The sequence below is a fragment of the Malonomonas rubra DSM 5091 genome (assembly GCF_900142125.1).
Classification (GTDB): Bacteria; Desulfobacterota; Desulfuromonadia; order Desulfuromonadales; family Geopsychrobacteraceae; genus Malonomonas; species Malonomonas rubra.
Genome location: NZ_FQZT01000003.1, coordinates 184,878 through 207,964, shown reverse-complemented (window position 1 = coordinate 207,964; position 23,087 = coordinate 184,878). Strand labels below are relative to the sequence as shown.

The following is a 23,087-nucleotide window of genomic DNA, read 5'->3' as shown; positions in this document are numbered from 1 at the left end:
GCAGCCCCTTTTCCGTGGAAATGTAACTTGCTACCTGGCCGCCAGTTGCGCCAGCTTTTCCTGTTCCATTTTAACCAGTTCGGCAACGCTGTATTTTTCCAACACCCGGATCATTTCATCTTGAGCTTCGTGCCAGACTTCGTGGGCCGAGCAGTGCTGGTCGCGCCGGCAGACGCCTTCTTCGATCAGGCAGTGGTTCAGGCTCAATTCACCTTCTTCGGCCTGCAAGATATCGAGCAGGTTTATCTCATCAGGATCTCTGGCGAGCAGGAAGCCGCCACCGACGCCGCGTTGAGAGCTGACGATGCCTGCCTTGATCAGTGGCTGCAGGATTTTCGTCAGGAAGGCCGGAGTGACATTCTGGGTCCGGCAGATGTCCTTTTTCAGGACGATCTCATTTTTCGGCTGTTGGGCCAGATAAATGATTGTTCGAATGGCGTATTCTGTTGCTCGCGTTATGACCACCGCATTACCTCCAATGGTTACTTATTGAGTTACAGATACACGGAAGCTTGGATATTGTCAATGAAGTTATTTGCTGAGGTAAAGGATTAACAGTTCTTGACAGTGCACCGTTCTGGACGCATCATTTTGCCGAGTTTTCGTTTCTGAAAAGGTCTTTTTCGTGGAAAAAATGGCTGATAAATCATTGCGATCCCCGATGGGACGTTTCGCTCCGAGCCCGACAGGGCCACTCCATTTCGGTTCTCTTGTCGCTGCGGTCGGAAGTTATCTCCTGGCGAAGCAGGCTGGAGGACGCTGGCTTTTGCGGGTTGAAGATCTCGATCCACCACGAGTCGTTCCCGGATCGGCAGACAGCATTCTGTCACTGCTTGAGCGGATCGGTTTCGAGTGGGATGGCCCGGTGATTTATCAGAGCCAGCGTTTCGATCGCTACGCAGAAATTATCGACTGGTTGATTGAGCGGCAATTTGTGTTCGAATGCAGCTGCTCTCGACGTGAACTAATCGCCAGCGCGCCGCATTCAGGTGATGATGGACCGATTTATCCCGGGACATGTCGGTCCGGCCCGGTTGGAAATAGGGCAGAAAAATCCCTGCGCTTGCGGGTTGTCGACGAGGAGGTCGGTTGGTGTGACCCGGTGTTCGGCTGTTTGCAGCAGAATCTGCAACAGGAGCTCGGCGATTTTGTTTTGCGCCGGGCCGACGGGCTTTACGCTTACCAGTTGGCGGTGGTGGTTGACGATATCGATTCGGCGGTCACTCAGGTTGTGCGTGGCGCCGATCTGCTGTCATCAACGCCGCGGCAAATTTATCTCTATCGTTGCTTGCAGCAGCGGCCACCCGACTATGTTCATCTCCCTCTGGCCTTGGGGGCGGATGGTGAGAAGTTAAGCAAGAGACACGGGCAGTCAGGTGTTGTTGACGAGCTGAATTGTGACCGCGCCTTGTGGTATGCATTTTCTTTTCTTGGCCAGAATCCGCCGTCTGAAATGCGTGGCGGATCGACAAGAGAGCTGTTGCAATGGGGGCTGCAGAACTTTGACCTTGATGCCGTTGGTGCTTCGGCCCGGCCGGCTCCTGAACTGGTATGATCTTTTTGACTGCTTTTATTTGCATCGTTGCAGGGAATCATTAGAATGTCAGCAACGATGATTCAAATGAAAAGGAGGACAGACGTGAAAAAAAATCTGATTTTTGGACTGATCCTGTTGTTGGCCGGCTGTAGCTGGGGGCAGTACCAGGTACCGAAAGAAAATTATCGTGCCGAGGTGCAAGTGTTGGGGGTTTTGCCGATTCTGGTCGACCAAGCCGCTCATTTCGATTACCCGCAGAAAAACACCTTGATCGATCTAATCGTACGTTCAGCTGCGGACAAGCAGATGCCGTTGGTGGAACAGCTGCGTGAGAAAAAGGGCTATTTCGATGTTCGCGCCCTGCCTGGCAACGCCGAGCTGCTGGGACTGTCGCTGCTGTCAGCTGAATTGCCGCGGGTGGACGATGGGCGACCGACCGGCTATCAGTACAACGCTGAAGCGGTTCGGCAGCTGGCTGAGCAGAATGTTGTTGACGGACTGTTGGTTGTCGTGATCGCAGGCACGCAGGTAACAGAAACCCGCAGGTCTCGAACACTGCTGGAATCCCTTGAAACGTCTTACAATGATATTGTCGCGACTGCTGAGGTTGTCGATCGCAACGGCAAAGTTCTCTGGCGTTTGAGCGGAAAAGAGGCCGTCCGCATGCTGCTGTTGCAGTACCCTGATTTTGATGAGGCACACTACAACCTGACCGATGTTGTCAAGGTGAAGAATATCAGTCTGGCTGGCATCGAACGTGCTTTGGAGGCGGAGGAAGGCGAACTGCCACAGCCTTATCAGCAGCTGATCGAGCGGATCGTGAAAGGAATCAGCCCCCGCTTGTTCGAATAGTAATTTGTGCAGATACCTTGACCGGAAGCAGCAGTCTCCGGTCAAGGTATCTGTTGGTAAAATGGATAGAAAATGTTAATTCCCGGTTGACACCGTGGGTGAAAGCGGGTAAAAGCAGATTCATATACGGTGTGCTGACGCGCTAAGCGGCCGCCTGTGATAGTTGTCCTGCCGATAGTCAGGTTGAAATAACCTTCAAAAATAAACGTCTACCTAGCTGCCGAATTGCCTTTTTTGCAGAATATACATTTAAAATCTGTATTGAGTTTCTAAATAAAAACAATCCATTCATTTCCTCATGACCTCTTTTGTGCAAACCCTTAAGTAAGGTCCCTGCGCACCGATTGGCACCCCTGGAGAACCTATGAACCTAAAAGAACTGAAGAAAAAGAAAATTTCCGACCTGATTGCGCTCGGCAAAGATCTGAAGTTGGAAGAGATCGGTGGTATGCGTCGCCAAGACCTGATCTTCGCCATCCTTAATGCGACCGCAAAACAGAAAAAAGCGATCTACGGCGAGGGGGTGCTGGAAATTCTGCCTGACGGCTTCGGGTTCCTCCGGGCGCCAGACGCCAACTACCTGCCGGGGCCGGATGATATTTATATCTCGCCATCGCAGATTCGTCGTTTTGCCCTGCGCACCGGCGATACCGTTTCCGGTCAGATCCGTCCTCCAAAGGAGGGCGAGCGTTACTTCGCGCTGCTGAAGGTTTCCGAGGTCAATTTTGAAGACCCGGCGAAGATGAAAGAGAAAACCTTCTTCGATAACCTGACACCGCTCTACCCCGATGAGCAACTGGTGATGGAGAATGGATCGGAGAATACTGCCACCCGGATTATCGACCTGGTTTCGCCGATCGGTAAAGGTCAGCGCGGCCTGATCGTGGCACCGCCGCGTACTGGTAAAACGGTTCTGTTGCAGAACATCGCCAACTCGATCTCGGCCAACCACCCGGAGGCCTACCTGATTGTTCTGTTGATCGATGAGCGTCCGGAGGAGGTCACCGACATGCAGCGCAGCGTCAACGGCGAGGTCATTTCCTCGACCTTCGATGAGCCGGCCAACCGTCACGTCCAGGTCGCTGAGATGGTCATCGAAAAAGCCAAGCGACTGGTCGAGCACAAGCGCGACGTGGTTATTTTGCTCGATTCGATCACCCGTCTGGCCCGCGCATATAACACCATCATCCCATCCTCCGGTAAAATTCTCTCCGGTGGTGTCGATGCCCACGCCTTGCACAAGCCGAAGCGCTTCTTCGGCGCTGCACGGAATATTGAAGAAGGCGGTAGCCTGACTATTATCGCGACCGCTTTGATCGATACCGGCAGCAAGATGGACGAGGTTATCTTCGAGGAATTCAAAGGGACCGGCAACCAGGAACTGCACCTTGATCGGCGTTTGGCGGATAAGCGGACCTTCCCGGCAATGGACATCAACCGTTCCGGTACCCGTAAAGAAGACCTGCTGGTCGACCAGACCCAGCTGCAGCGGACCTGGCTGTTGCGCAAAGTTCTGTCCAGTATGAATACTGTCGATAGCATGGAGTTCCTGCTGGAAAAATTGGCGGAAACAGAGACCAACCAACAGTTCCTCGATTCAATGAATCAATAAGAGCTTGATTGCGGGAGACAAATCTGCTATTTAAGCGGTTTGTTTGACCCCAATACCTACAGGCCTGTACAAAGCCAGGCCGCCAAGGAGAAAAAAGATGAAAGAAGGAATCCATCCTAAGTACAACGATGTCACTGTGCGTTGCGATTGCGGGAACACTTTTGAAACCCGTTCGACCCTGGAGAAAGAGATCCATACGGAAATCTGCTCCGCTTGCCACCCGTTCTACACCGGCAAGCAGAAGCTGATCGACACCGCTGGTCGGATCGAGCGTTTCCGCAAAAAGTACGCCCAGAAGTAAATATTTGGGTAAAGGAATCGGGCGGCCCAGTGGGCCGCCTTTTTTCGTTTATAACGGATACAAATCATGCATGTCGAACTGCTGATACACACTCCCGACCCCGAACAGGTTGTTGCTGCTGCGGCCCGGCTTTGCTACTCCAACTCGTCTATCGATGAGCTGATGGAAAAGAGCAAAATCGACCGCCAGGAGTTTCTCGAGAAGATTCTTTCTCTCGGCCATCACTCGGTGATGGAGCATGTCAGCTTCTCTTTTGGTGTCGAAGGGATCAGCCGAGCCTGTTCGCATCAGCTGGTACGGCATCGGTTGGCGTCCTACTCGCAGCAGAGCCAGCGTTACGTTTCGCACAAGAAGCGTTTCTCCTCCGTAACCCCGGAGAGCATCGCCGCCAAACCCGAATTGAACCAGCGCTACCAGCAGTTGCTCGACGAAATTCATCAGTTCTACGGCGAGATGCTCGATGCTGATATCCCGGCCGAGGACGCTCGTTTTCTTTTGCCGAATGCGGCGACGACAAAAATTGTTGTCACCATGAACGGCCGTGAGCTGCGCCACTTCTTTGCCCTGCGTTGCTGTCGTCGCGCACAGTGGGAGATTCAGGAAATGGCCAAGCAGATGCTCAAACTGGTCAAGCCGATCGCGCCGACCCTGTTCGACAAAGCTGGTCCAGGTTGTCTCTCCGGACCCTGTCCGGAAGGGAAAATGACCTGTGGCGAAGCGGCTGCCGTACGCGAAGAATTTGCCAACTTTGGATAAAAGATATGTTTTCTAGCCTTGAAGATGTTGTTGATCGCTTCCGCGAAGTCGAAGGTCTGCTTTCTGATCCGTCGGTCATTTCCGATCAGAAACGTTATCGCGAGCTGACAAAAGAGCACGCCGACCTGACCGAGGTGGTCAGCGTCTACGGTAAGTACAAGCAGGTTTGCAGCGATATCGAGGGCAACCGCGAACTGCTGCAGGATTCCGACCCGGAGATGAAGGAGTTGGCCAAGGCCGAACTGCCGGAACTGGAAGAGCAGCAGGCTCAGCTGGAAGAAGAGCTGAAAGTTTTGATGTTGCCGAAGGATCCGAACGACGAGAAGAATATCATTCTCGAAATCCGCGCCGGAACTGGTGGTGACGAAGCTGCCCTGTTTGCTGCCGACCTGTTCCGTATGTACTCCCGTTACGCCGACCGTAACCGCTGGAAGGTGGAGATGATGAGTGCTTCGGAGACCGATGGTGGTGGATTCAAAGAGGTTGTTGCCCTGATCAGCGGCGAGCGGGTTTACTCGCGGCTGAAGTTCGAAAGCGGCACCCACCGGGTGCAGCGGGTGCCGGAGACCGAGACGCAGGGACGGATTCACACCTCGGCCTGCACCGTGGCTGTGTTGCCGGAGGCCGAGGATGTCGATATCGATATCAACCCGGCCGATATCCGCACCGACCTCTACCGTGCTTCCGGTGCCGGTGGTCAGCACGTTAACAAGACCGAATCGGCGGTGCGTCTGACGCATATCCCAACCGGGGTCGTTGTTGCCTGCCAGGACGAGAAGTCGCAGCACAAAAACAAGGCCAAGGCGATGAAAGTGCTCAAGTCGCGCATTTTTGATCAGATGCAGGCGGAGCAGAACGCCGCCATGGCGGCTGACCGGAAAAATCAGGTCGGCAGCGGCGACCGCAGTGAACGGATCCGCACCTACAACTATCCACAGGGGCGTTGCACCGATCACCGCATCGGCCTGACGCTCTACAAGCTGGACGCCATCATGCAGGGCGATGTCGACGAAATCATCGAGGCATTGATCACCGATCAGCAAGCGGCGCAAATGAGCCAGCAACAAGAGGGATAAGTGGCCGAGACCTGGACACTGCTCCGGTTGCTGCGCTGGACGACCGATTATTTCGGCGAAAAGGGCATCGACAATCCGCGACTTGATGCCGAACTGGTGCTGGCCCATGTACTGAAGCTGGACCGGGTCGGACTCTATCTCAACTTTGAGCGACCGCTGAATGCTGACGAGCTTGATGCTATCCGGCCGCTGGTCAAGCGGCGTGGGCAGCGAGAGCCACTGCAGTATCTGACTGGACAGACTGAATTCTGGTCGCTGCCGTTTGAAGTGACTCCGGCGGTGCTGATTCCGCGCGGTGATACCGAGATTCTGGTTGAGGAAGCGCTCAATCACGCTGATGCAGCAAACGGCAGTTTGCTCGATGTCGGCACTGGCAGTGGGGCGATCGCCATCAGCCTGGCAACTGAGCTTGCCGATTGGCAGGTCACAGCACTTGATATCTCGTCTGACGCGCTTGAAGTCGCGGCGCGAAACGCTGAGAAAAATGGCGTCGCCAGACAAATGCAGTTTCTGCAGGCAGACCTTGCCGAATTGCCGCAGCAACAGTATGATCTGATCGTTTCCAATCCCCCTTATATTGCCCGAGACGAGTGGGATGAGCTGATGCCGGAAGTACGCTGCTTCGAACCGCAGCAGGCTTTGCTGGCGGCGGGTAACGGCCTTGATTGTTACCGCAAGCTGGCAGCGCAGGCGCGGAGCCGTCTGCAGCCGGGTGGCTGGTTGCTGGTAGAGATCGGTTTCCGGCAGGCTGAAAATGTGTCGCAACTGTTCCGGGATGCCGGTCTGCAGGATGTTTTTGTGCGTGATGATTATGCCGGTCAACCCCGCGTGGTTGGTGGCTGTAATAAATGAGAAAGTGAATAAAGTTGGATAAAATTGTCATCAAAGGTGGGGTGCCGCTGAACGGCGAAGTGCAGGTCAGCGGGGCTAAGAATTCGGCGTTGCCTCTGCTGTTCGCCACGCTGTTGGCCGAAGGGCAGAGCGAGATCTGCAACATTCCTGATCTGCGCGATATCAACACCGCGGTCAAGCTGCTCTGTGAACTGGGGGCGGATGCTGGGCGGGTGCAAGATTGCGTTCGGGTCGATGCGTGCAAGATCGCAAGTATTGAAGCTCCTTACGATCTGGTGAAAACCATGCGTGCCTCAGTGCTGGTTCTGGGACCGCTGCTGGCGCGATTCGGTCATGCCCGAGTTTCGCTGCCTGGCGGTTGTGCCATCGGTGCACGCCCGATCGATCAGCATTTGAAAGGTTTTGAAGCTCTAGGTGCGGAAATCACTCTCGATCACGGCTATGTTGAAGCAAAGGCTGAAAAATTGGTCGGCGCGAAAATCAATTTTGATATGCCAACGGTCGGTGGTACAGAAAACCTGCTGATGGCGGCGGCGCTGGCTGAAGGTGAAACAGTACTGGAGAACGCAGCCCGTGAGCCGGAGATTGTCCAGTTAGCGGATGCACTCAACAGCATGGGGGCCAAGATTGAGGGGGCCGGGACTGCTGTTATACGTATTCAGGGGGTTGAGAAACTGCAGCCGCTCGAATGCAGTGTCATCCCTGATCGCATTGAGGCTGGCACCTTCATGATCGCTGCGGCGATTACCGGTGGTAACGTGCTGATCAAAGGAGCCGTGCGTGAGCACCAAGAAGCGCTGATCGGCAAGATGGTCGAAGCAGGTGTCAGGATTGAGGAAGAGGCGGATGGTTTGCGGGTGGTCGGGCCGGGGAAAATTCGTTCGGTCGACATCCGCACCAGTGTCTTTCCCGGTTTCCCGACCGATATGCAGGCCCAGTTCATGGCGCTGATGACCAGGGCCGAAGGCTCAAGCCGGATCTCCGAAACGGTTTTCGAGAACCGTTTTATGCATGTCGGCGAGTTGCAGCGTATGGGAGCCGATATTTTGATCGATGGTAACAGTGCCATCATTCGTGGCGTCGAGCAGATGACTGGCGCGCCGGTGATGGCGACCGATCTGCGTGCCAGCGCTTCGTTGATCCTGGCTGGGTTGGCGTCGGAGAATACCACTGAGGTGTCGCGGATTTATCATCTTGACCGTGGCTATGAGAAGATTGAAAAGAAACTGGCTGCGCTTGGTGCCAATGTTTGGCGGGAAAAAGAGTAGCTGAGTCGGTTTGAAGTCCTCACTCCAAGGGACGCATGAATCCATCCTTGGAGCTTAGCTGTCGCCGTCCGGGCGACAGATACCCTTTCCGTGAGGACTCCAAACCTCATGGGGTGGAAAAAGGAAGAAAAGTAAATGAGCGATTGGATCACATTCGCCCTGCCGAAGGGGCGGATCATGCAGGATTCGATGGAGCTGTTCGGCAAGATCGGCATCAGCTGCCCGGAGATGAACGAGAAGGGCACGCGCAAGCTGGTTTTCGAGAACAAGGAGCAAAAGGTCCGTGTCATGGCAGTGCGCGCCACCGATGTGCCGACCTATGTCGAGTACGGTTGCGCCGATATCGGCGTGGTCGGTAAAGATACTCTGCTGGAGCAGGGCAAAGACCTCTACGAGCCACTTGATCTCAAGTTCGGTTACTGCCGTCTGGTGGTCGCCGAGCCGAAAGCGCTGCAGGCGGATGACGACCCGACCAACTGGTCGAATATCCGTGTCGCTACCAAATACCCGAACGTCACCGAACGCTACTTTGCCAGCAAGGGAGTGCAGGTCGAGTTGATCAAGCTCTATGGTTCAATCGAGTTGGCACCACTGGTCGGTCTCTCCGAGCGGATTGTCGACCTGGTTTCGACCGGGGGGACCCTGAAGGCGAATAACATGGTCGAGGTCGAAACCATTGCCGAGATTACCAGCCGTCTGATCGTTAACCGCGCCAGTTTGAAGACCAAGCATAAGCGCATCAGCGAGATCATCGATGGGCTGGAGCCGCTGATCGGCGACGATGTGAAAATCTCCATGTAGTCATTGGGGGACAAATAAAAATGATGCGTATTTTGAAATTTTCCGATAGCGATTTTGACACCGAATTCCGCCGCATCGAACAGCGGGCGGAGGAGGTTCCGGCCGGCATTGAAGAGACGGTTAAAAATATCATCGCCGATGTCCGCAAGAGGGGTGATGTCGCGCTGTTCGAACTGACCGCCAAGTTCGACAAGCTGGAATTGGATGTCGATTCCCTCGAAGTGACCGAGGAGGAAATCGAAGCCGCAATGGCGCAGATTTCTGCCGAATCGCTCAGTGCGCTGCAACTGGCTGCCGAGCGGATCGCCGACTATCACGCCAAACAGAAACAGGAAACCTGGATCTCCACCGACGAGTCGGATGTGCTGGTTGGCCAGATGGTGCGGCCCCTCGATCGGGTCGGTATCTACGTCCCGGGCGGCAAGGCGACTTATCCTTCATCGGTGCTGATGAACGCAGTGCCGGCCAAGGTGGCCGGGGTCGAAGAGGTGATCATGGTGGTGCCGATGCCGAACGGCGAGGTGAATCCTCACGTTTTGGCGGCTGCAAAGATTTCCGGCGTTGATCGTATCTTCAAGCTCGGCGGGGCTCAGGCGGTTGCCGCGCTGGCTTACGGCACCGACAGCGTGCCGCGGGTCGATAAGATTACCGGGCCGGGCAACATCTACGTTGCAACCGCCAAACAGCTGGTATTTGGTCAGGTCGACATCGACATGATCGCAGGTCCCAGTGAAATCCTGGTGATCAACGACGGCAGCGGTAACGCCGCTCACATCGCCGCCGATCTGCTTTCGCAGGCTGAGCACGATGAGTTGGCTTCTTCAGTGCTGGTGACCAGTTGCGAAAAGATGGCAGCTGCGGTGCAAGCCGAAGTCGAGAAGCAGCTCTCGGAACTGAGCCGCGAAGGGATCGCACGGAAATCGATCGACGATTACGGCGCCATCATACTTGCCCAGAATCTGGACGAGGCGATTGCGTTTTCCAACCGTATCGCGCCGGAACACTTGGAACTGGCGGTTGATAGCCCGTTTGATATTCTGCCGCAGATCAAACATGCCGGGGCGGTTTTCATGGGGCATCACACCCCGGAAGCCGCCGGTGATTACCTGGCCGGGCCGAACCACACTCTGCCGACTGGCGGAACAGCGCGGTTCTTTTCGCCGTTGTCGCTCGATGACTTCGTCAAAAAATCGAGCATCGTTTCTTTTTCGCAAGCCGGCCTGCAGCGGCTCGGTAACGAGATTGTTCATATCGCCGAACTGGAAGGGCTGGAAGCGCACGCCAAGTCTGTTTCGATCCGCTTGAAAAAATAGCAGGGAGATTGCTATGTCACGCACAGCAAAAATCGACCGTGAAACCAAAGAAACCAATATCAGTATCGAACTGAACCTGGATGGCAGCGGACAGCATCATCTGGAAACGCCGGTGCCTTTTTTCAACCACATGCTCTCGGCAGTGGCTCGGCATGGTTTTTTTGACCTCACCGTCAAGGCGACCGGTGACACTGAAATTGATGATCATCACACGGTTGAAGATATTGGCATAGTTCTCGGTGAAGCCTTTAAGCAGGCCCTCGGCGACAAAGCCGGCGTGCGCCGTTTCGGTCGTGAGACCATGCCGATGCACGAAGCACTGGCTTCGGTGGTGATCGATTTCTCCGGCCGGCCGTTTCTGGTGTTTAACGTCAATCTGCCTAAAGCCAAGGTCGGTACTTTTGATACGGAGCTGGTTGAAGAGTTCTTCGTCGCCTTCTGCAATCACTCAGGTGCCAACATCCACGTCAATTTGGCCTACGGTGATAACCTGCATCATATCATTGAGGGGATTTTCAAGGCCTTTGGCCGTGCCCTCGATCAGGCGACCAGCATCGATCCCCGTATTCAGGGCGTGATGTCTACAAAAGGTAAACTTGAGTAGGAATATGATTAACATAATCGATTACGAAATGGGCAATCTGCGCAGCGTTGAGAAGGCTTTTGAAAAGCTCGGTTTTGACGCACGCGTCAGTGATAAGCCTGAAGATATCGCGACTGCCGATAAAGTCGTGCTGCCGGGTGTCGGCGCCTTCCGTGATTGTATCAACAATCTGCGTGAAGGTGGTTTTGTCGAGCCGCTGCTGGCTCACGTTGAAGCTGGCAAGCCGCTGCTCGGCATCTGTGTCGGCATGCAGATGATGTTCGACGAGAGTGAGGAGTTCGGCCGCCACGCAGGTCTTGGGCTGATCCCGGGCAAGGTTGTACGTTTTCCTTCCGGTATGGTTGAAGGCGGTGAGCGCCTCAAGGTGCCGCACATGGGTTGGAATAATATCAGTCTGAAAAAGGACTCGCCGATCTTTAGCGGGGTGAAAGACGACAGCTTCGTTTACTTCGTCCACTCCTACTATTGTGCTGCGGAAAATGTCGAGGATGTGGCTGCGACCTGTACCTATGGCGATGTCGAGTTCTGTGCTTCGCTGTGGCGCGACAACATCATGGCGACCCAGTTTCACCCGGAGAAGAGCCAGGATATCGGCCTGCAGATTTTTAAGAATTTCGGAGAGCTTTAAATGATTATTCTTCCAGCAATCGACCTTAAAGAAGGCAAGTGCGTCCGGCTCGAACAGGGCCTGATGGATAAAGATACCGTTTACAACGACAACCCGGGCGAGCAGGCGCGTATCTGGCAGGAGCAAGGCGGCGAACTGCTGCACATTGTCGATCTCGACGGTGCTTTCGCCGGGGTGCCGAAGAATAAAGAGGCGATCAAGGCGATCGTCGATGCCATCGATATCCCGTCTGAGCTGGGTGGTGGTATCCGTGATATGCAGACCATCGAGGGCTACCTTGAACTCGGCATCGACCGGGTGATTCTCGGCACTATCGCCAAGGAGAATCCGGCTCTGGTTGAGGAAGCCTGCAAGAAGTTTCCGGGTCAGATTGTCGTCGGCATCGATGCCAAAGATGGTCTGGTGGCAGTGCGCGGCTGGGCCGATGTCACTGAGAAACTGGCGACCGAGATGGCCAAGGAGATGGAGGGTTTCGGTGTCGAGGCGATTATCTATACCGATATCGCTCGCGACGGCATGATGCAGGGGCCGAACATCGAAGCGACCAAAAAACTGGCTGAGTCGATCAACATTCCGGTTATAGCCTCCGGCGGCTTGTCGACCCTCGATGATATCCGCCGCCTGATGGCGATCGAAGCCTCTGGCGTGACTGGCGTAATCACTGGCAAGGCGATCTATTCCGGCGCTATCGATCTGCGTGAAGCGGTGGCGCTGACGAAAGGGGAGATCAAGTAAGATGCTGACCAAACGCATTATCCCCTGCCTCGATGTGAAGGATGGTCGCGTCGTTAAAGGGGTCAACTTTGTCGGTCTGCGGGATGCCGGCGATCCGGTCGAAGCAGCTGAGGCCTATGATGCACAGGGCGCTGACGAACTGACTTTCCTCGATATTACGGCATCCAGTGACAACCGCGATACGATCGTCGACGTTGTGCGTCGGACTGCCGAGCGTGTCTTCATGCCGCTGACGGTGGGCGGCGGTATCCGCAGCTGTGAGGATATCCGCAAGATGCTCAACGCCGGCGCCGACAAGGTCTCGATTAACACTGCGGCGGTTTTCAATCCCGAGTTTGTCAAAGAGGCGGCCGAGCGCTTCGGCAGCCAGTGCACCGTTGTCGCTATCGACGCCCGTCGAGTGCCCGATTCTGATCCGTTGCGCTGGGAAGTTTATACCCACGGCGGTCGTAAGCCGACCGGCATCGATGCGATCGAATGGGCGAAGAAGATGGTCGATTACGGCAGCGGTGAAATCCTGCTGACTTCGATGGATGGCGACGGCACCAAGGCGGGCTACGATATCGAGCTGACCCGGGCCGTCAGCGATGCTGTTGATGTGCCGGTGATTGCCTCCGGTGGTGTCGGTAATCTGGAGCACATCCGCGAAGGTCTGGTCGAGGGCGGCGCCTCTGCGGCGCTGGCGGCGTCGATTTTTCACTTCAAGGAATACACTATCGCCGAGTGCAAAGAGTACTTGAAGCAGCACGGCGTGCCGGCGCGGATTTAGTGGAGCGAATCATGGCAGAGCAAGTCAATCCGAGGGAAGATATTTTAGAAGCGGTCTACCAGATCGTCCTTGAACGCAAAGCGATGGCTGACGGTGAAAAATCGTACGTCAAGTCGCTGTTCGACAGGGGGTTGGATAAAATTCTCAGTAAGGTCGGCGAGGAAGCGACCGAGACTGCCGTGGCCGGAAAAGGGGGCGACAAGGACGAGCTGGTTTACGAGGTTGCCGACCTGTTTTTTCACGTGCTGGTATTGCTCGGCTATTACGATATTCCTCCGGAAAAGATTTATGCTGAGCTGCGTCGCCGTTTCGGCATGTCTGGAATTGAAGAAAAGGCCAACCGCAGCAAGTAAACCTGCTCGATTCCCTGAAATAAATTGAAGCCGTCGAAGTGATCGACGGCTTTTTTTATGATTTCATTTCTTTTGAGTGAAAAATGCTCTATTCTTGGAAACGTTGTTTTATTTTTCCAGAGGAGGAGAGAAATGTCTGCACAGCCAATTTTAACCCGCAAGGAAAATCGCATAGGTTTTATCACCCTGAACCGCCCCGAACAGATGAACACCTTTACCCCTGAATTTGCCGAGCAGCTCGATGCAGCGCTTTGGGCGATGGAGAAGGATGACGAAGTCAAAGTCGTCATCATCAATGCCAACGGTAAACATTTCTGTACCGGGATTCAGCTCGATCAGTTCAATAACAAAACACATACCGAATACCGCAAATTTCTCTACGGCATCGATGCCTTTTACCACACTATCGCCAAGATGACCAAAACTACCATTGCCGCCGTTCATGGTTACACTTTGGCTAACGGCGCCGGTTTGGCGTTCGCCGCTGACCTGACGATTGCCACCGAATCGACCACCTTTGGTACCACCGCGATTAATGTCGGGCTGATCTGCCTTGGACCGGCGGCACCGATGTCAAAGGTCATCGGCCGTAAGAAGCTGATTGAAATGGTTTTGACCGGTGATATGTTCGGTGCGGCTGAAGCGGAGAAGCTGGGTCTGATCAACCAGGTGGTTGCTGACGATCAACTCGATGCTGCTGCTCTGGACCTGGCAAAGAAACTGGTAAAGAAGAGCTCAGTTGCCCTGCGTATCGGCAAAGAGGGGCTGAACCGGTTGTACGAGGATGCTTATGATCGCAAACTCGATATCATGGATGACATGTTTGCCGCAATTTGTGCGGGCGACGAGGCTGAAGAAGGGGTCAAAGCCTTCATCGAGAAACGCAAACCGAGCTGGTATCAGGAGTAATTGAACAAAGGCGGAGCCGCTTTAAAGCAGCTCCGCCTTTTCTTCTTAACCAAGATAGCGGGCGATCAGTTTGCCGTTCTCCTGGCAGCGTGAGCCATCAGAACGCTGCAGGATGACACACTCTTTCGGCAGGTTGATGTTCAGCCCGGCCACCTTGTAGGTAAAATTCCCACGTGTAAACTCTTTACCGAGCCAGTTTGATTGCATGCCGTAGCCTTCGGCATAGCAGCGGAAATCATTCTCTTCTTTGCGTGATGCCACAGATTCCGTGCGTGCCGGCAGCGAGAAACGCAGGTTGACCGCAACGCTTTCTGCGTCGTCGTCACAGAACTCTTTCACAGTCGCCAAATCCAGCCCGTACTTTTCCGCCAGGGGCGCGAGTGCCTCGGCGATGTCCTGTTTCAGTTGTTCGCATAAATCCTGGGTGATCGGTTCGAAACGTTGCATGGCAACCTCCATAAGAAAAAATGCTGCAGACAACGTTGTCGAAGAAGGGTGGGCTCAGCGCTGAAGCCCGCTTGAATATAGAACCGCGACTTTACGGAGAAGTGAGAGGCGGAAAAGCCTCTTTTGCTGGTAAAGATTAGCCCCCGGCGACAGATCTGTCAAATCCGTATTTGAACAAATCTGCCGCCGGAGATGTTTATTTATCCTTTTTTTCGATAAAAGGCTTCAGCAGGTCGATCGGCACCGGGAAGATGATGGTCGAGTTTTTCTCGGTAGCTATTTCAGTCAGCGTTTGCAAAAAGCGCAGCTGCAGGGCGCCGCTTTCTTCTGCTATCTGGTGAGCGGCGCTGGCTAGCGATGTTGAGGCCTGCAGCTCGCCTTCGGCATGGATCACTTTAGCTCTTCTCTCCCGCTCCGCCTCAGCCTGCCGTGCCATCGCCCGCTGCATTTCTGCCGGTAGATCGACATGTTTGATCTCGACGTTGGAAATTTTGACCCCCCAGGGATCGGTCTGGCGATCGAGAATCTCCTGCAGGTTCTGGTTGATCTTGTCTCGGTGCGACAAGAGTTCATCCAGCTCAACCTGACCAAGCACGCTACGCAACGAGGTTTGCGCAAGCTGGCTGGTGGCGTAAAGGTAGTTCTCCACCTCGATCAGCGCTTTGTCCGGGTGGACGACGCGGAAGTAGAGCACCGCGTTGACTTTCACCGAGACGTTGTCTTTGGTTATGATGTCCTGTGGTGGTACGTCCATCGCCACGGTACGCATGCTGACTTTTTTCATCTGGTCGATGATCGGGATGATGAATTTCAGCCCCGGCCCCTTGACGCTGGAAAAACGTCCCAGCCGAAAAACCACGCCCCGCTCGTATTCGAGCAGGATGCGTACGGCAGAGCCGATGATGACGAGGACGAAAGCGAGGACGATCACCCAGAAAATATTAATGCCGAAAAACATCGTTTAATCCTCCATTGTCTTTTTAGTTTGCAAGTTTTCTCTCGATTTTACCTTTAATTCAAGTCCGCGCGCCATACCAGTCACTTCGATTTCAGTACCTTCGGGAATTGGTTCTTCTGCCTGGGCCTGCCAATACTCGCCGTGGACAAAAACACTGCCACGCCCGTGAATTGCCTTAACCACAGTGCCGATTTCACCGATCATTCCTTCCTGTCCCGACACCGCAGGGCGTTTTTGCGTCCGCACAACCATCGATACGGCAAACAGGAAAAAGCCGGCGCTGACTGTGACGGTCGCTGCGATCAGGGCGCGAGAGATCTGCAGGTAAGGTTCGCTGCTGTCGATCAGCATCAAGGATCCGAAAGCCATGGCAATAACGCCGCAGACCGAGAGCATGCCGTAGGAGACGACTTTGACTTCGAGAATAAAGAGAACGAAAGCGAGCAGGATCAGCAGAACCCCAACATAGTTGACCGGCAGGGCGGAAAGGCCGAAGAATGCCAACAGAATGGCGACCGCGCCGATCACACCGGGCAGGATGACCCCCGGCTGCGAGATTTCAAAGAAGATACCGAGGATGCCGAGCATCATCAGCAGGTAGGCGATATTTGGATTCGCAATGCTGTTGAGTACTTTCTGGCGCCAGGTCATTTCGACGGTGACCAATTGTGCGTCGGAGGTGATCAACGTCATTTTCTGGCCATTGCGCAGGTAGGTGAGCCCGTCGATCTGTTTCAGCAGATCGCCTGTGCTCTCGGCAACAAAGTCGACAACCTGTTGTTCAAGTGCAGTTGCGGCCGAGATCGAGTCGCTTTCGCGCACCGCTTTCTCTGCCCAATCCGGGTTGCGGCCACGCTGCTCGGCCAGGCTGCGGGCATAGGCGGCAGCGTCGTTGGTGGCCTTGTCAGCCATCGCTCCTTCTGCCTGACCACCACCGCCGAGGTTGACCGGGTGGGCTGCGCCGATGTTGGTCCCGGGGGCCATGGCGGCGAAATCGGCTGCGATGGTGATGAAAGCCCCGGCCGAAGCGGCTCGTGCGCCTTGCGGTGCGACATAGACGATGACCGGCGCCCGCGAATTCAATTGCGCCTGAATGATTTCGCGCATGGCGCTGTCGAGACCGCCGGGTGTGTCGAGCTGGATCAGGATGGCACGATCATTCTCCCGGTTCGCCTGCTCGATCTGCTCGATGATAAAATTTGCCGTCACCGGGTTAATACTGGCGGCAATCTGCAGTTGACGAATTTCATTCGGGGCGCTGCGCCCGCTCGTCGACAGCAGCAGTCCACAAAGAAAAATGGTGAGAATTGCGAGTTTATGATGCATAAGTCTCCATTTCTAAAATCTGTATTTCAGCCCGATCGCCAACGCGTTTGAGCCTCCTTCTTCAGCCATCAGTCCGTAGGCTTCGGAGCGGTGGTGGAGTCGCGTGATCAGCGCAAACTGCGGGTGCTGTGGCAGATCGAAAGCCAGCTCCATCATCCAGTAAATCATCCATTTCTCTGTGCTGCCCTCATTGAGAATTTCAACTTTCGGTTTTTCCGTGGCATAGGAAAGGCCCAATCCGAATGCCATGCTGGTATCGATCCAGCGATCCCAGAAAAAAGGTTCCCAGCGCGCAACGCCCAAACCATTTATTTCCCAGTGATTCTGAATGCCACTATGTTTTCCCAGCTGACCCTCGATTTCGTAGTTGAGTCGTCGATGTTGCTTGCCAAGGCGCTTTGCCAGGCTGACGATGAAAATTTTCGAATCGACGTAGTTCAGTTTGTGAGGTTTGCCGAAGAAGTCATCCCAGTTGTTGCTGGTCAGTTTTGCGCCCCAGAGGTTGAGGGCGTACTTCTCCCCTGCGGAAAAGGAATTGCTGGCAGGGAGAAGGAAGCAGATAAGCAGGATTAAACTGTAGAGGCACAAAGGTTTCACGATAACCTCCGCTTTGGTTCAAGAATAACGCTTATCTTGGCTCTTTCAAGAGGGGGCAGCCGTTTTCCGCTTGCAGCGATCGTTTTCGGGAAATGAGCCACCAGTAAAAAATGCTTGCATGCAGATATTGAAATCAATATACTGCCAAATTCGTTTAAATACGGGTGCCAGAGTTCTCTGCGCACCCTCTTTGCTGTCAACTGTCCGGAAACGGGGAAGTTATGAGTCTCAAAGAGCAACTCACCAATGATATGAAAGAGGCGATGAAAGCCAAGCAGACGGAGCGTCTCAGTACCATCCGTCAGCTGCGCAGCGCCATCAAGAATAAAGAGATCGATCTCGGTAAAGAGCTGGATGATGACGCAGTGATTGCCGTTATCGGCACCCTGGTCAAGCAGCGCCGGGAAGCGGCGCAGATGTACCGCGATAACGACCGGTTGGAGCTGGCAGAAAAAGAAGAAGCCGAACTTGTCGTTCTGCAGGATTACCTGCCGGCCCAGTTGGGCGAGGATGAGCTACGCGAGATCGTCACTGCAGTGATTGCTGAAACCGGCGCTTCTACGATGAAAGATATGGGCAAAGTGATGCCGCAGGTCATGGCCAAAACCAAGGGGGCTGCAGATGGCAAGCTGGTGAACCAGCTTGTGCGCGAACAACTGTCCGGCTGATCGGAGCCTTTTCGTTGAGTGCAATTGATGTCGGCATTCTCGGTATTCTCGGCCTGTTTCTGCTCAAAGGAGCGATCCGGGGGTTGTTGAAAGAGGTCTGCTCCCTGCTCGGTCTGGTGCTGGGCGGTGTTTTTGCTTTCAGCTTTCATTTGCCGCTGGCACAAGCTCTTCAGGATGCATTCGGTTTCCCGGCGCAGCTATGTGTCTGGGGATCTTTTGTCGCCATATTTCTGCTGGTGACGATTGTCTTCAGTGTGGTCGGTTTCTTGCTGCATCGTTTTGTTAAGCTGGTTTTTCTCGGCGGTTTTAATCGCATGGCCGGGGCTTTGTTCGGAACAGTTCAAGGTGTGGTGCTGTTGTCGATGATCGTGCTGGCACTCAACTCATCGGTAGTGCCGAAATCGGCCCGCAGGATGATGGGTGATTCACAGCTGGCGCCGCCTTTCGAGCAGTTGGGTCAGTCGATCTTTACCGGTAGTAAAGAGCTGATGGGGCGAAGGTAACGATGCTCTGTAGCAAAGCAGCCCTCGAAAGCCTGGAATATCCTCGCCTGCGCGGCCTGCTGGCCGGACAAACGCAGTCGGAACCGGGGCGTCTGTTAGCGGAGAATCTCGCCCCGCTGGCAGAGCGCAAAAAGATTGAAACGGCCCTGTCCGAATTGGACGAAGCTGTTCGCCTGCTGATTGATGGTCAAGCCCCTTCGCTCGGTGGTTGTTTCGATATCCGCCAGGTGGTTGAGCAGGGCCAGGCTGAAGGCAGTTTGATAGCAGCGGAAGAGCTGCTGAAAATTGCTCAGTCGTTGCGTGTTGCCGAGGATTGCAAACGCTGGGCAGGGCCACTGGAAGCGCAGCCGCTGCTGTCCGCTTTGGCGTCACAGTTGAGTTCGCTCTCCGAGCTGAAGCGGCGTCTGATCGATTCGATCGGTCCGCGCGGCGAGCTGCTGGATAGCGCATCGTTTGAACTCGGCGACCTGCGTTACCGCATTCGCCAGACCCGCAACCGGGTCAAGCAGCAGCTGGAGCAGATGCTGTCGAGCGAACAGTTCGGCAGTTGCTTTCAGGAAAAGCTGGTGACGGTGCGCAACGGTCGCTACGTGGTGCCGCTGAAGGCGGATCATCGCGGCCAGGTCAAAGGTTTCGTGCAGGATGAATCCTCAAGTGGGCAGACCCTGTACATCGAGCCGACCAAGGTGCTCGAAGGCAATAACAGCCTGCAGCAGCTGCTGCGGGAAGAACAGCGTGAAATTCGCAAAATTCTACTGCAGCTCGCTGACCTGGTACGGCGTGACAGTAGCGAGCTGTTGAATAACCAGCGCATATTGGGTCGGCTTGATCTGCGCCTGGCCGCTGCGCGATTGTCCAGGCAGTACCAAGGGCATCGGCCTGAGCTGGTCAAGCCGGTACTGGTTGAATTGAAAGAGGCGCGTCACCCGCTGTTGATGGAAACAGACGGGCGCATCGACCCGGCGAAAGCGGTGCCGATCGATATCCTGCTGCCGCGTGATTGCAGCGCCTTGGTCGTCAGCGGCCCGAACACCGGCGGCAAGTCGGTGGCGCTGAAGACACTGGGCTTACAGCTGTTGATGGTGCGTTCGGGACTGCATGTGCCCTGTCATCCCGATAGCAAGCTGCACTTGTTCGAGCAGCTGCATGTCGATATCGGTGACGAACAGAGTATTTCTGAAAGCCTGTCGACCTTTTCCGGCCACCTGATGCGGATCAAGTCGATTCTGGAACAGGCTGATGGCGAAACCCTGGTGCTGCTCGATGAAGCGGGGACCGGCACCGACCCGGCTGAAGGGGCGGCACTGGCGCAATCTGTACTCGATCAGCTACGCATTCAGGGGGCGAAGACGATGCTGACCACCCATCTGGGGCAGCTGAAACATTTCGCCCATGCACAGCCGGGCATCGAAAACGCGGCGGTCGAGTTCGACCCGCAAACGCTGGCGCCGAAATATCGGCTGACCTACGGCATCCCCGGAGCCAGTAGCGCCATGGCTACGGCCCGGCGGCTCGGTTTGCCGAACGTGGTGCTGGAACGGGCGAAGAATTACCTCGGCGAGGGTGAAAACGACAGCACCGCGCTGCTGGCCCAGCTCAATATGCAGAAGCAGGAACTGGAAAAAGAACTGGTTTTGGCCAAGCAGGCGCGCAGCTTGGCGCAAGGGGCACAGCAGTTACGCAAACAGCAGCTGCAGGAGCTGAAAAGCAAAAAGAAAGAAATCCTCGCCCGTGCCACCAAGCAGGCCGACGAGCTGATCGCGACTACCGAATCGCGGCTTAAAAAGCTGCGCAAGCGTCAGCAGGCCGACGGTTCGCCGAAACAGGCGGTGGCCGATAAAGAAGCGCTTAACGCCGCCCGAGAAGAACTGAAACCGTTCAAGCCGAAGCGCAAACGGCAGGGCGCGGCGCCGGAGCAGCTGGCGGTCGGTGAGCTGGTACGGATTGCGCTGCTCGGTGTCGAGGCCAAAGTCGAACGTTTGCTCAGCGACGGTGTTGAGCTGAACGTTGGCGGCAAGCGGATGCGTCAGCCGCTCTCCGCGTTGGAGCAGTTCTCCCCGCGTCGTTTTGCCAGCGATAAAAAGGGTGGCGGGCAGGTGACGCGCAAGGTTGCTGAACGCCAGACCAGTACGCAGTTGAAGCTGATCGGTCAGCGGGTTGATGCCGCGCTGGTCGAATTGGAACGTTTTATCGACGATGCTCTACTTGGCAATTTGCAGCAGGTAGAGATTATTCACGGTGCGGGTGAAGGCATTCTGCGTCGGGCAGTGAGAGAATTTCTCGCCAAGCAGCGTGGCGTGAGCGCCTTTTACGCAGCGCCGGCGGAGCAGGGTGGAGACAACATCACTATCGCCGAACTGGGTGATCGATGAGCGGACAGATTTCGGAGAGCAAGATCAACGAAGTGCGCGAGCGGACAGACATTGTCGAGCTGGTCTCGCAGTACGTTGATCTGAAGCGCTCCGGGGCCAACCATATGGGCCTTTGTCCGTTTCATTCAGAGAAATCGCCATCGTTCAGTGTCCACGCCGGACGGCAGTTTTACCACTGCTTCGGTTGCGGCGTCGGCGGTGATGCTTTTTCGTTTCTACAGCAGATCGAAGGCCTGACGTTTCCCGACGCCGTGCGGCGGTTGGCGGAGCGGGCCGGCATCGAGCTGGAAGAACGGCAGCTGTCACCGGAAGAGGAGCAGCGGCAGAAGCACCGCGAGCAGCTGTTCCGGGTGAATGAATTGGCTGCGGAGTATTTTCATCGTTTGCTGATGGAAGAACCGGCCGGTGAGCCCTGTCGGCAGTATTTGAAGCGCCGAGGTTACGGTCGTAAAGCGGCGGGTGAGTACCAGATCGGCTACGCTACCGACGTCTGGGAAGGTTTGACGACATATCTGAAGGAGCAGGGCGCCAACCTCGAAGATGCTCGTACTCTTGGGCTGATCCGCGAAAGTAAGCAGGGTCGCAACGACTACGATCTGTTTCGCGGTCGTTTGATGTTCCCGATCTTCGACCTGCAGGGACGGCCGGTCGCTTTCGGCGGGCGGGTGCTCGACGACAGTAAGCCGAAATACATCAACTCGCCCGAGTCGCCGATTTATCACAAGGGGCGGGTGTTGTTCGGTTTGTACCAGGCACGGCAGTCGATGCGTCAGAGCGGCGAAGTGATTCTGGTTGAAGGCTATTTTGATCAGCTGGCCCTGCACCGGGCCGGTTTTCAGCAGGTCGTTGCAACCTGTGGTACGGCGTTGACCGCCGAGCATGCGCGGATGCTGAAGCGTTATGTGCAGAAGGCAATCCTGCTGTTCGATCAGGACGAGGCGGGCAAGCAGGCGACCTTCAAGGCGATGACAGCACTGCAGGATGAGGGTGTCCCGGCGCTCGTGATCGAGCTGCCGAAAGGGGATGATCCCGATTCTTTCGTCCAGACTCAAGGCCCGGATGCGTTTCGGCAGCGGCTGGAACAGGCCCGCCCGGTTATGGACCTGTTCATGGAAGACGCCCTGCAGAATGCCGGGGCGGGAGTGGAACAAAAAGTTCGTGCGGCGGAGAGCGTGATCGAGCGGATCGCAGAGCTCTCAAGCAGCATGGAGCAGGATCTTTACCTGAAAGAACTGGCCGGGCGCAGCGGCATCGAGTTGGAGCTGCTCAAACAGAAAATGGTCGAGCTTCAAACCCGGCCGAAAGCCGCACCGGAGCGGAACGATTATCTGTCGGAGGCCCCGCCGCAGCCGTACGATTATCCGCCGCCGGAAATGTCTTACGGCGCGCCGATGCCGGAGGCGAGGTCGGTGCAACCGACTGCACCGGAAAAAATCTGGAGCCGCGCCGAAGAACAGGCATTGTGCCTGCTGCTGCACAATCCGGACGCGCGCAGCAGGATCGCCGCTGAAGGGGTGGAAACATATTTTTCAGCAGCCAGAGCGCAGCAGCTGGCTGAACAACTGCTGGAAGAATTGACTGCGGACGGAGCGGCTCCGGAAGCGGTTGTCAGTAAACTGGCCGCGGAACTGATTCCGCAGGTCGGCCCGCTGGCACATAAAGACCCGGCTGAATTTGCTGGTGATGCCGAGCTGATGTTGCAGCAATGTCGCGACTCGCTGGTGCGAGAACTGAAAAGAAAAGAACGCGAGGAGATGCTCAATCAGATCAGTCAGGCGGAAAAATCTGGCCAAGCGGTCCCGGAAGATCTTATGGACCGGTTTAAAAAATTGAAGTAGCGGTTACACTTG

The 23,087-nt window shown here is 55.3% G+C and carries 25 protein-coding genes; 20 read left to right on the top strand and 5 right to left on the bottom strand.

The window, feature by feature from the left end; genetic code table 11:
• Nucleotides 1-30: 30 nt before the first annotated feature.
• On the bottom strand, nucleotides 31-465 hold the full coding sequence (locus BUB13_RS06065) for an RrF2 family transcriptional regulator (protein WP_072906802.1): 435 nt from the start codon (nucleotides 463-465) through the stop codon (nucleotides 31-33).
• Nucleotides 466-634: 169 nt separating this feature from the next.
• On the opposite strand from BUB13_RS06065, the gene gluQRS reads away from it, so the two are divergent.
• From gluQRS to BUB13_RS05985, 16 genes are all read left to right on the top strand, one after another.
• Nucleotides 635-1,555, top strand: a complete 921-nt coding sequence (gluQRS, locus tag BUB13_RS06060; RefSeq protein WP_072906800.1) for a tRNA glutamyl-Q(34) synthetase GluQRS — start codon at nucleotides 635-637, stop codon at nucleotides 1,553-1,555.
• An 84-nt stretch (nucleotides 1,556-1,639) separates the two neighbouring features.
• Nucleotides 1,640-2,389: a hypothetical protein gene (locus BUB13_RS06055; protein WP_072906798.1), complete on the top strand. Its 750-nt coding sequence runs from the start codon at nucleotides 1,640-1,642 to the stop codon at nucleotides 2,387-2,389.
• Between the two features lie 364 nt (nucleotides 2,390-2,753).
• Entirely contained in the window at nucleotides 2,754-4,001 is a 1,248-nt protein-coding gene (gene rho, locus BUB13_RS06050) for a transcription termination factor Rho (protein WP_072906796.1), read from the top strand.
• A gap of 97 nt (nucleotides 4,002-4,098) precedes the next feature.
• Nucleotides 4,099-4,302, top strand: a complete 204-nt coding sequence (rpmE, locus tag BUB13_RS06045; RefSeq protein ID WP_072906794.1) for a 50S ribosomal protein L31 — start codon at nucleotides 4,099-4,101, stop codon at nucleotides 4,300-4,302.
• 66 nt (nucleotides 4,303-4,368) lie between these two features.
• Entirely contained in the window at nucleotides 4,369-5,058 is a 690-nt protein-coding gene (gene thyX / locus BUB13_RS06040; RefSeq protein ID WP_072906792.1) for an FAD-dependent thymidylate synthase, read from the top strand.
• 5 nt (nucleotides 5,059-5,063) lie between these two features.
• Nucleotides 5,064-6,134, top strand: a complete 1,071-nt coding sequence (gene prfA, locus BUB13_RS06035) for a peptide chain release factor 1 (protein WP_072906790.1) — start codon at nucleotides 5,064-5,066, stop codon at nucleotides 6,132-6,134.
• Complete coding sequence (gene prmC, locus BUB13_RS06030; RefSeq protein WP_072906788.1) at nucleotides 6,135-6,986, top strand: peptide chain release factor N(5)-glutamine methyltransferase; 852 nt, start codon at nucleotides 6,135-6,137, stop codon at nucleotides 6,984-6,986.
• Between the two features lie 14 nt (nucleotides 6,987-7,000).
• Nucleotides 7,001-8,254, top strand: a complete 1,254-nt coding sequence (gene murA / locus BUB13_RS06025) for a UDP-N-acetylglucosamine 1-carboxyvinyltransferase (protein ID WP_072906786.1) — start codon at nucleotides 7,001-7,003, stop codon at nucleotides 8,252-8,254.
• A 135-nt stretch (nucleotides 8,255-8,389) separates the two neighbouring features.
• A complete protein-coding gene (gene hisG, locus BUB13_RS06020) occupies nucleotides 8,390-9,055 on the top strand; it encodes an ATP phosphoribosyltransferase (RefSeq protein ID WP_072906784.1) in 666 nt (221 codons plus the stop codon).
• A 23-nt stretch (nucleotides 9,056-9,078) separates the two neighbouring features.
• A complete protein-coding gene (hisD, locus tag BUB13_RS06015; protein ID WP_072907092.1) occupies nucleotides 9,079-10,368 on the top strand; it encodes a histidinol dehydrogenase in 1,290 nt (429 codons plus the stop codon).
• 13 nt (nucleotides 10,369-10,381) lie between these two features.
• Nucleotides 10,382-10,972 (top strand): imidazoleglycerol-phosphate dehydratase HisB, encoded by a 591-nt coding sequence (gene hisB / locus BUB13_RS06010; RefSeq protein WP_072906782.1) that lies wholly within the window; start codon nucleotides 10,382-10,384, stop codon nucleotides 10,970-10,972.
• Between the two features lie 4 nt (nucleotides 10,973-10,976).
• Nucleotides 10,977-11,600 carry an imidazole glycerol phosphate synthase subunit HisH gene (gene hisH / locus BUB13_RS06005; RefSeq protein WP_072906780.1) on the top strand — a complete coding sequence of 208 codons (624 nt, stop codon included), beginning with the start codon at nucleotides 10,977-10,979 and terminating at the stop codon, nucleotides 11,598-11,600.
• Entirely contained in the window at nucleotides 11,601-12,335 is a 735-nt protein-coding gene (gene hisA / locus BUB13_RS06000; RefSeq protein ID WP_072906778.1) for a 1-(5-phosphoribosyl)-5-[(5-phosphoribosylamino)methylideneamino]imidazole-4-carboxamide isomerase, read from the top strand.
• 1 nt (nucleotide 12,336) lies between these two features.
• The gene (gene hisF, locus BUB13_RS05995) at nucleotides 12,337-13,104 is read left to right on the top strand and encodes an imidazole glycerol phosphate synthase subunit HisF (protein ID WP_072906776.1); all 768 of its coding nucleotides are present in this window, start codon (nucleotides 12,337-12,339) and stop codon (nucleotides 13,102-13,104) included.
• Nucleotides 13,105-13,115: 11 nt separating this feature from the next.
• Nucleotides 13,116-13,457: a phosphoribosyl-ATP diphosphatase gene (locus BUB13_RS05990; protein ID WP_072906774.1), complete on the top strand. Its 342-nt coding sequence runs from the start codon at nucleotides 13,116-13,118 to the stop codon at nucleotides 13,455-13,457.
• Between the two features lie 132 nt (nucleotides 13,458-13,589).
• Nucleotides 13,590-14,366: an enoyl-CoA hydratase/isomerase family protein gene (locus BUB13_RS05985; protein ID WP_072906772.1), complete on the top strand. Its 777-nt coding sequence runs from the start codon at nucleotides 13,590-13,592 to the stop codon at nucleotides 14,364-14,366.
• A 45-nt stretch (nucleotides 14,367-14,411) separates the two neighbouring features.
• Here the strand turns inward: BUB13_RS05985 and BUB13_RS05980 are convergent, their stop codons facing one another.
• The 4 genes from BUB13_RS05980 to BUB13_RS05965 all read right to left on the bottom strand — a co-directional run bounded on the left by BUB13_RS05980 (nucleotide 14,412) and on the right by BUB13_RS05965 (nucleotide 17,694).
• Nucleotides 14,412-14,813 carry a hypothetical protein gene (locus BUB13_RS05980; RefSeq protein WP_072906770.1) on the bottom strand — a complete coding sequence of 134 codons (402 nt, stop codon included), beginning with the start codon at nucleotides 14,811-14,813 and terminating at the stop codon, nucleotides 14,412-14,414.
• 196 nt (nucleotides 14,814-15,009) lie between these two features.
• On the bottom strand, nucleotides 15,010-15,771 hold the full coding sequence (locus BUB13_RS05975) for a slipin family protein (protein WP_072906768.1): 762 nt from the start codon (nucleotides 15,769-15,771) through the stop codon (nucleotides 15,010-15,012).
• Between the two features lie 3 nt (nucleotides 15,772-15,774).
• The gene (locus BUB13_RS05970; RefSeq protein WP_072906766.1) at nucleotides 15,775-17,097 is read right to left on the bottom strand and encodes an NfeD family protein; all 1,323 of its coding nucleotides are present in this window, start codon (nucleotides 17,095-17,097) and stop codon (nucleotides 15,775-15,777) included.
• 12 nt (nucleotides 17,098-17,109) lie between these two features.
• Nucleotides 17,110-17,694, bottom strand: a complete 585-nt coding sequence (locus BUB13_RS05965) for a hypothetical protein (RefSeq protein ID WP_084091791.1) — start codon at nucleotides 17,692-17,694, stop codon at nucleotides 17,110-17,112.
• 221 nt (nucleotides 17,695-17,915) lie between these two features.
• On the opposite strand from BUB13_RS05965, the gene BUB13_RS05960 reads away from it, so the two are divergent.
• From BUB13_RS05960 to dnaG, 4 genes are read left to right on the top strand one after another with little or no spacing between them, the layout of a single operon-like run.
• Entirely contained in the window at nucleotides 17,916-18,362 is a 447-nt protein-coding gene (locus BUB13_RS05960; protein WP_072906762.1) for a GatB/YqeY domain-containing protein, read from the top strand.
• Nucleotides 18,363-18,376: 14 nt separating this feature from the next.
• Nucleotides 18,377-18,865: a CvpA family protein gene (locus BUB13_RS05955; protein ID WP_072906760.1), complete on the top strand. Its 489-nt coding sequence runs from the start codon at nucleotides 18,377-18,379 to the stop codon at nucleotides 18,863-18,865.
• 2 nt (nucleotides 18,866-18,867) lie between these two features.
• On the top strand, nucleotides 18,868-21,237 hold the full coding sequence (locus BUB13_RS05950; RefSeq protein WP_072906758.1) for an endonuclease MutS2: 2,370 nt from the start codon (nucleotides 18,868-18,870) through the stop codon (nucleotides 21,235-21,237).
• A complete protein-coding gene (dnaG, locus tag BUB13_RS05945; protein ID WP_072906756.1) occupies nucleotides 21,234-23,075 on the top strand; it encodes a DNA primase in 1,842 nt (613 codons plus the stop codon). Before BUB13_RS05950 ends, dnaG begins: the two co-directional genes overlap by 4 nt.
• Nucleotides 23,076-23,087: the final 12 nt, after the last annotated feature.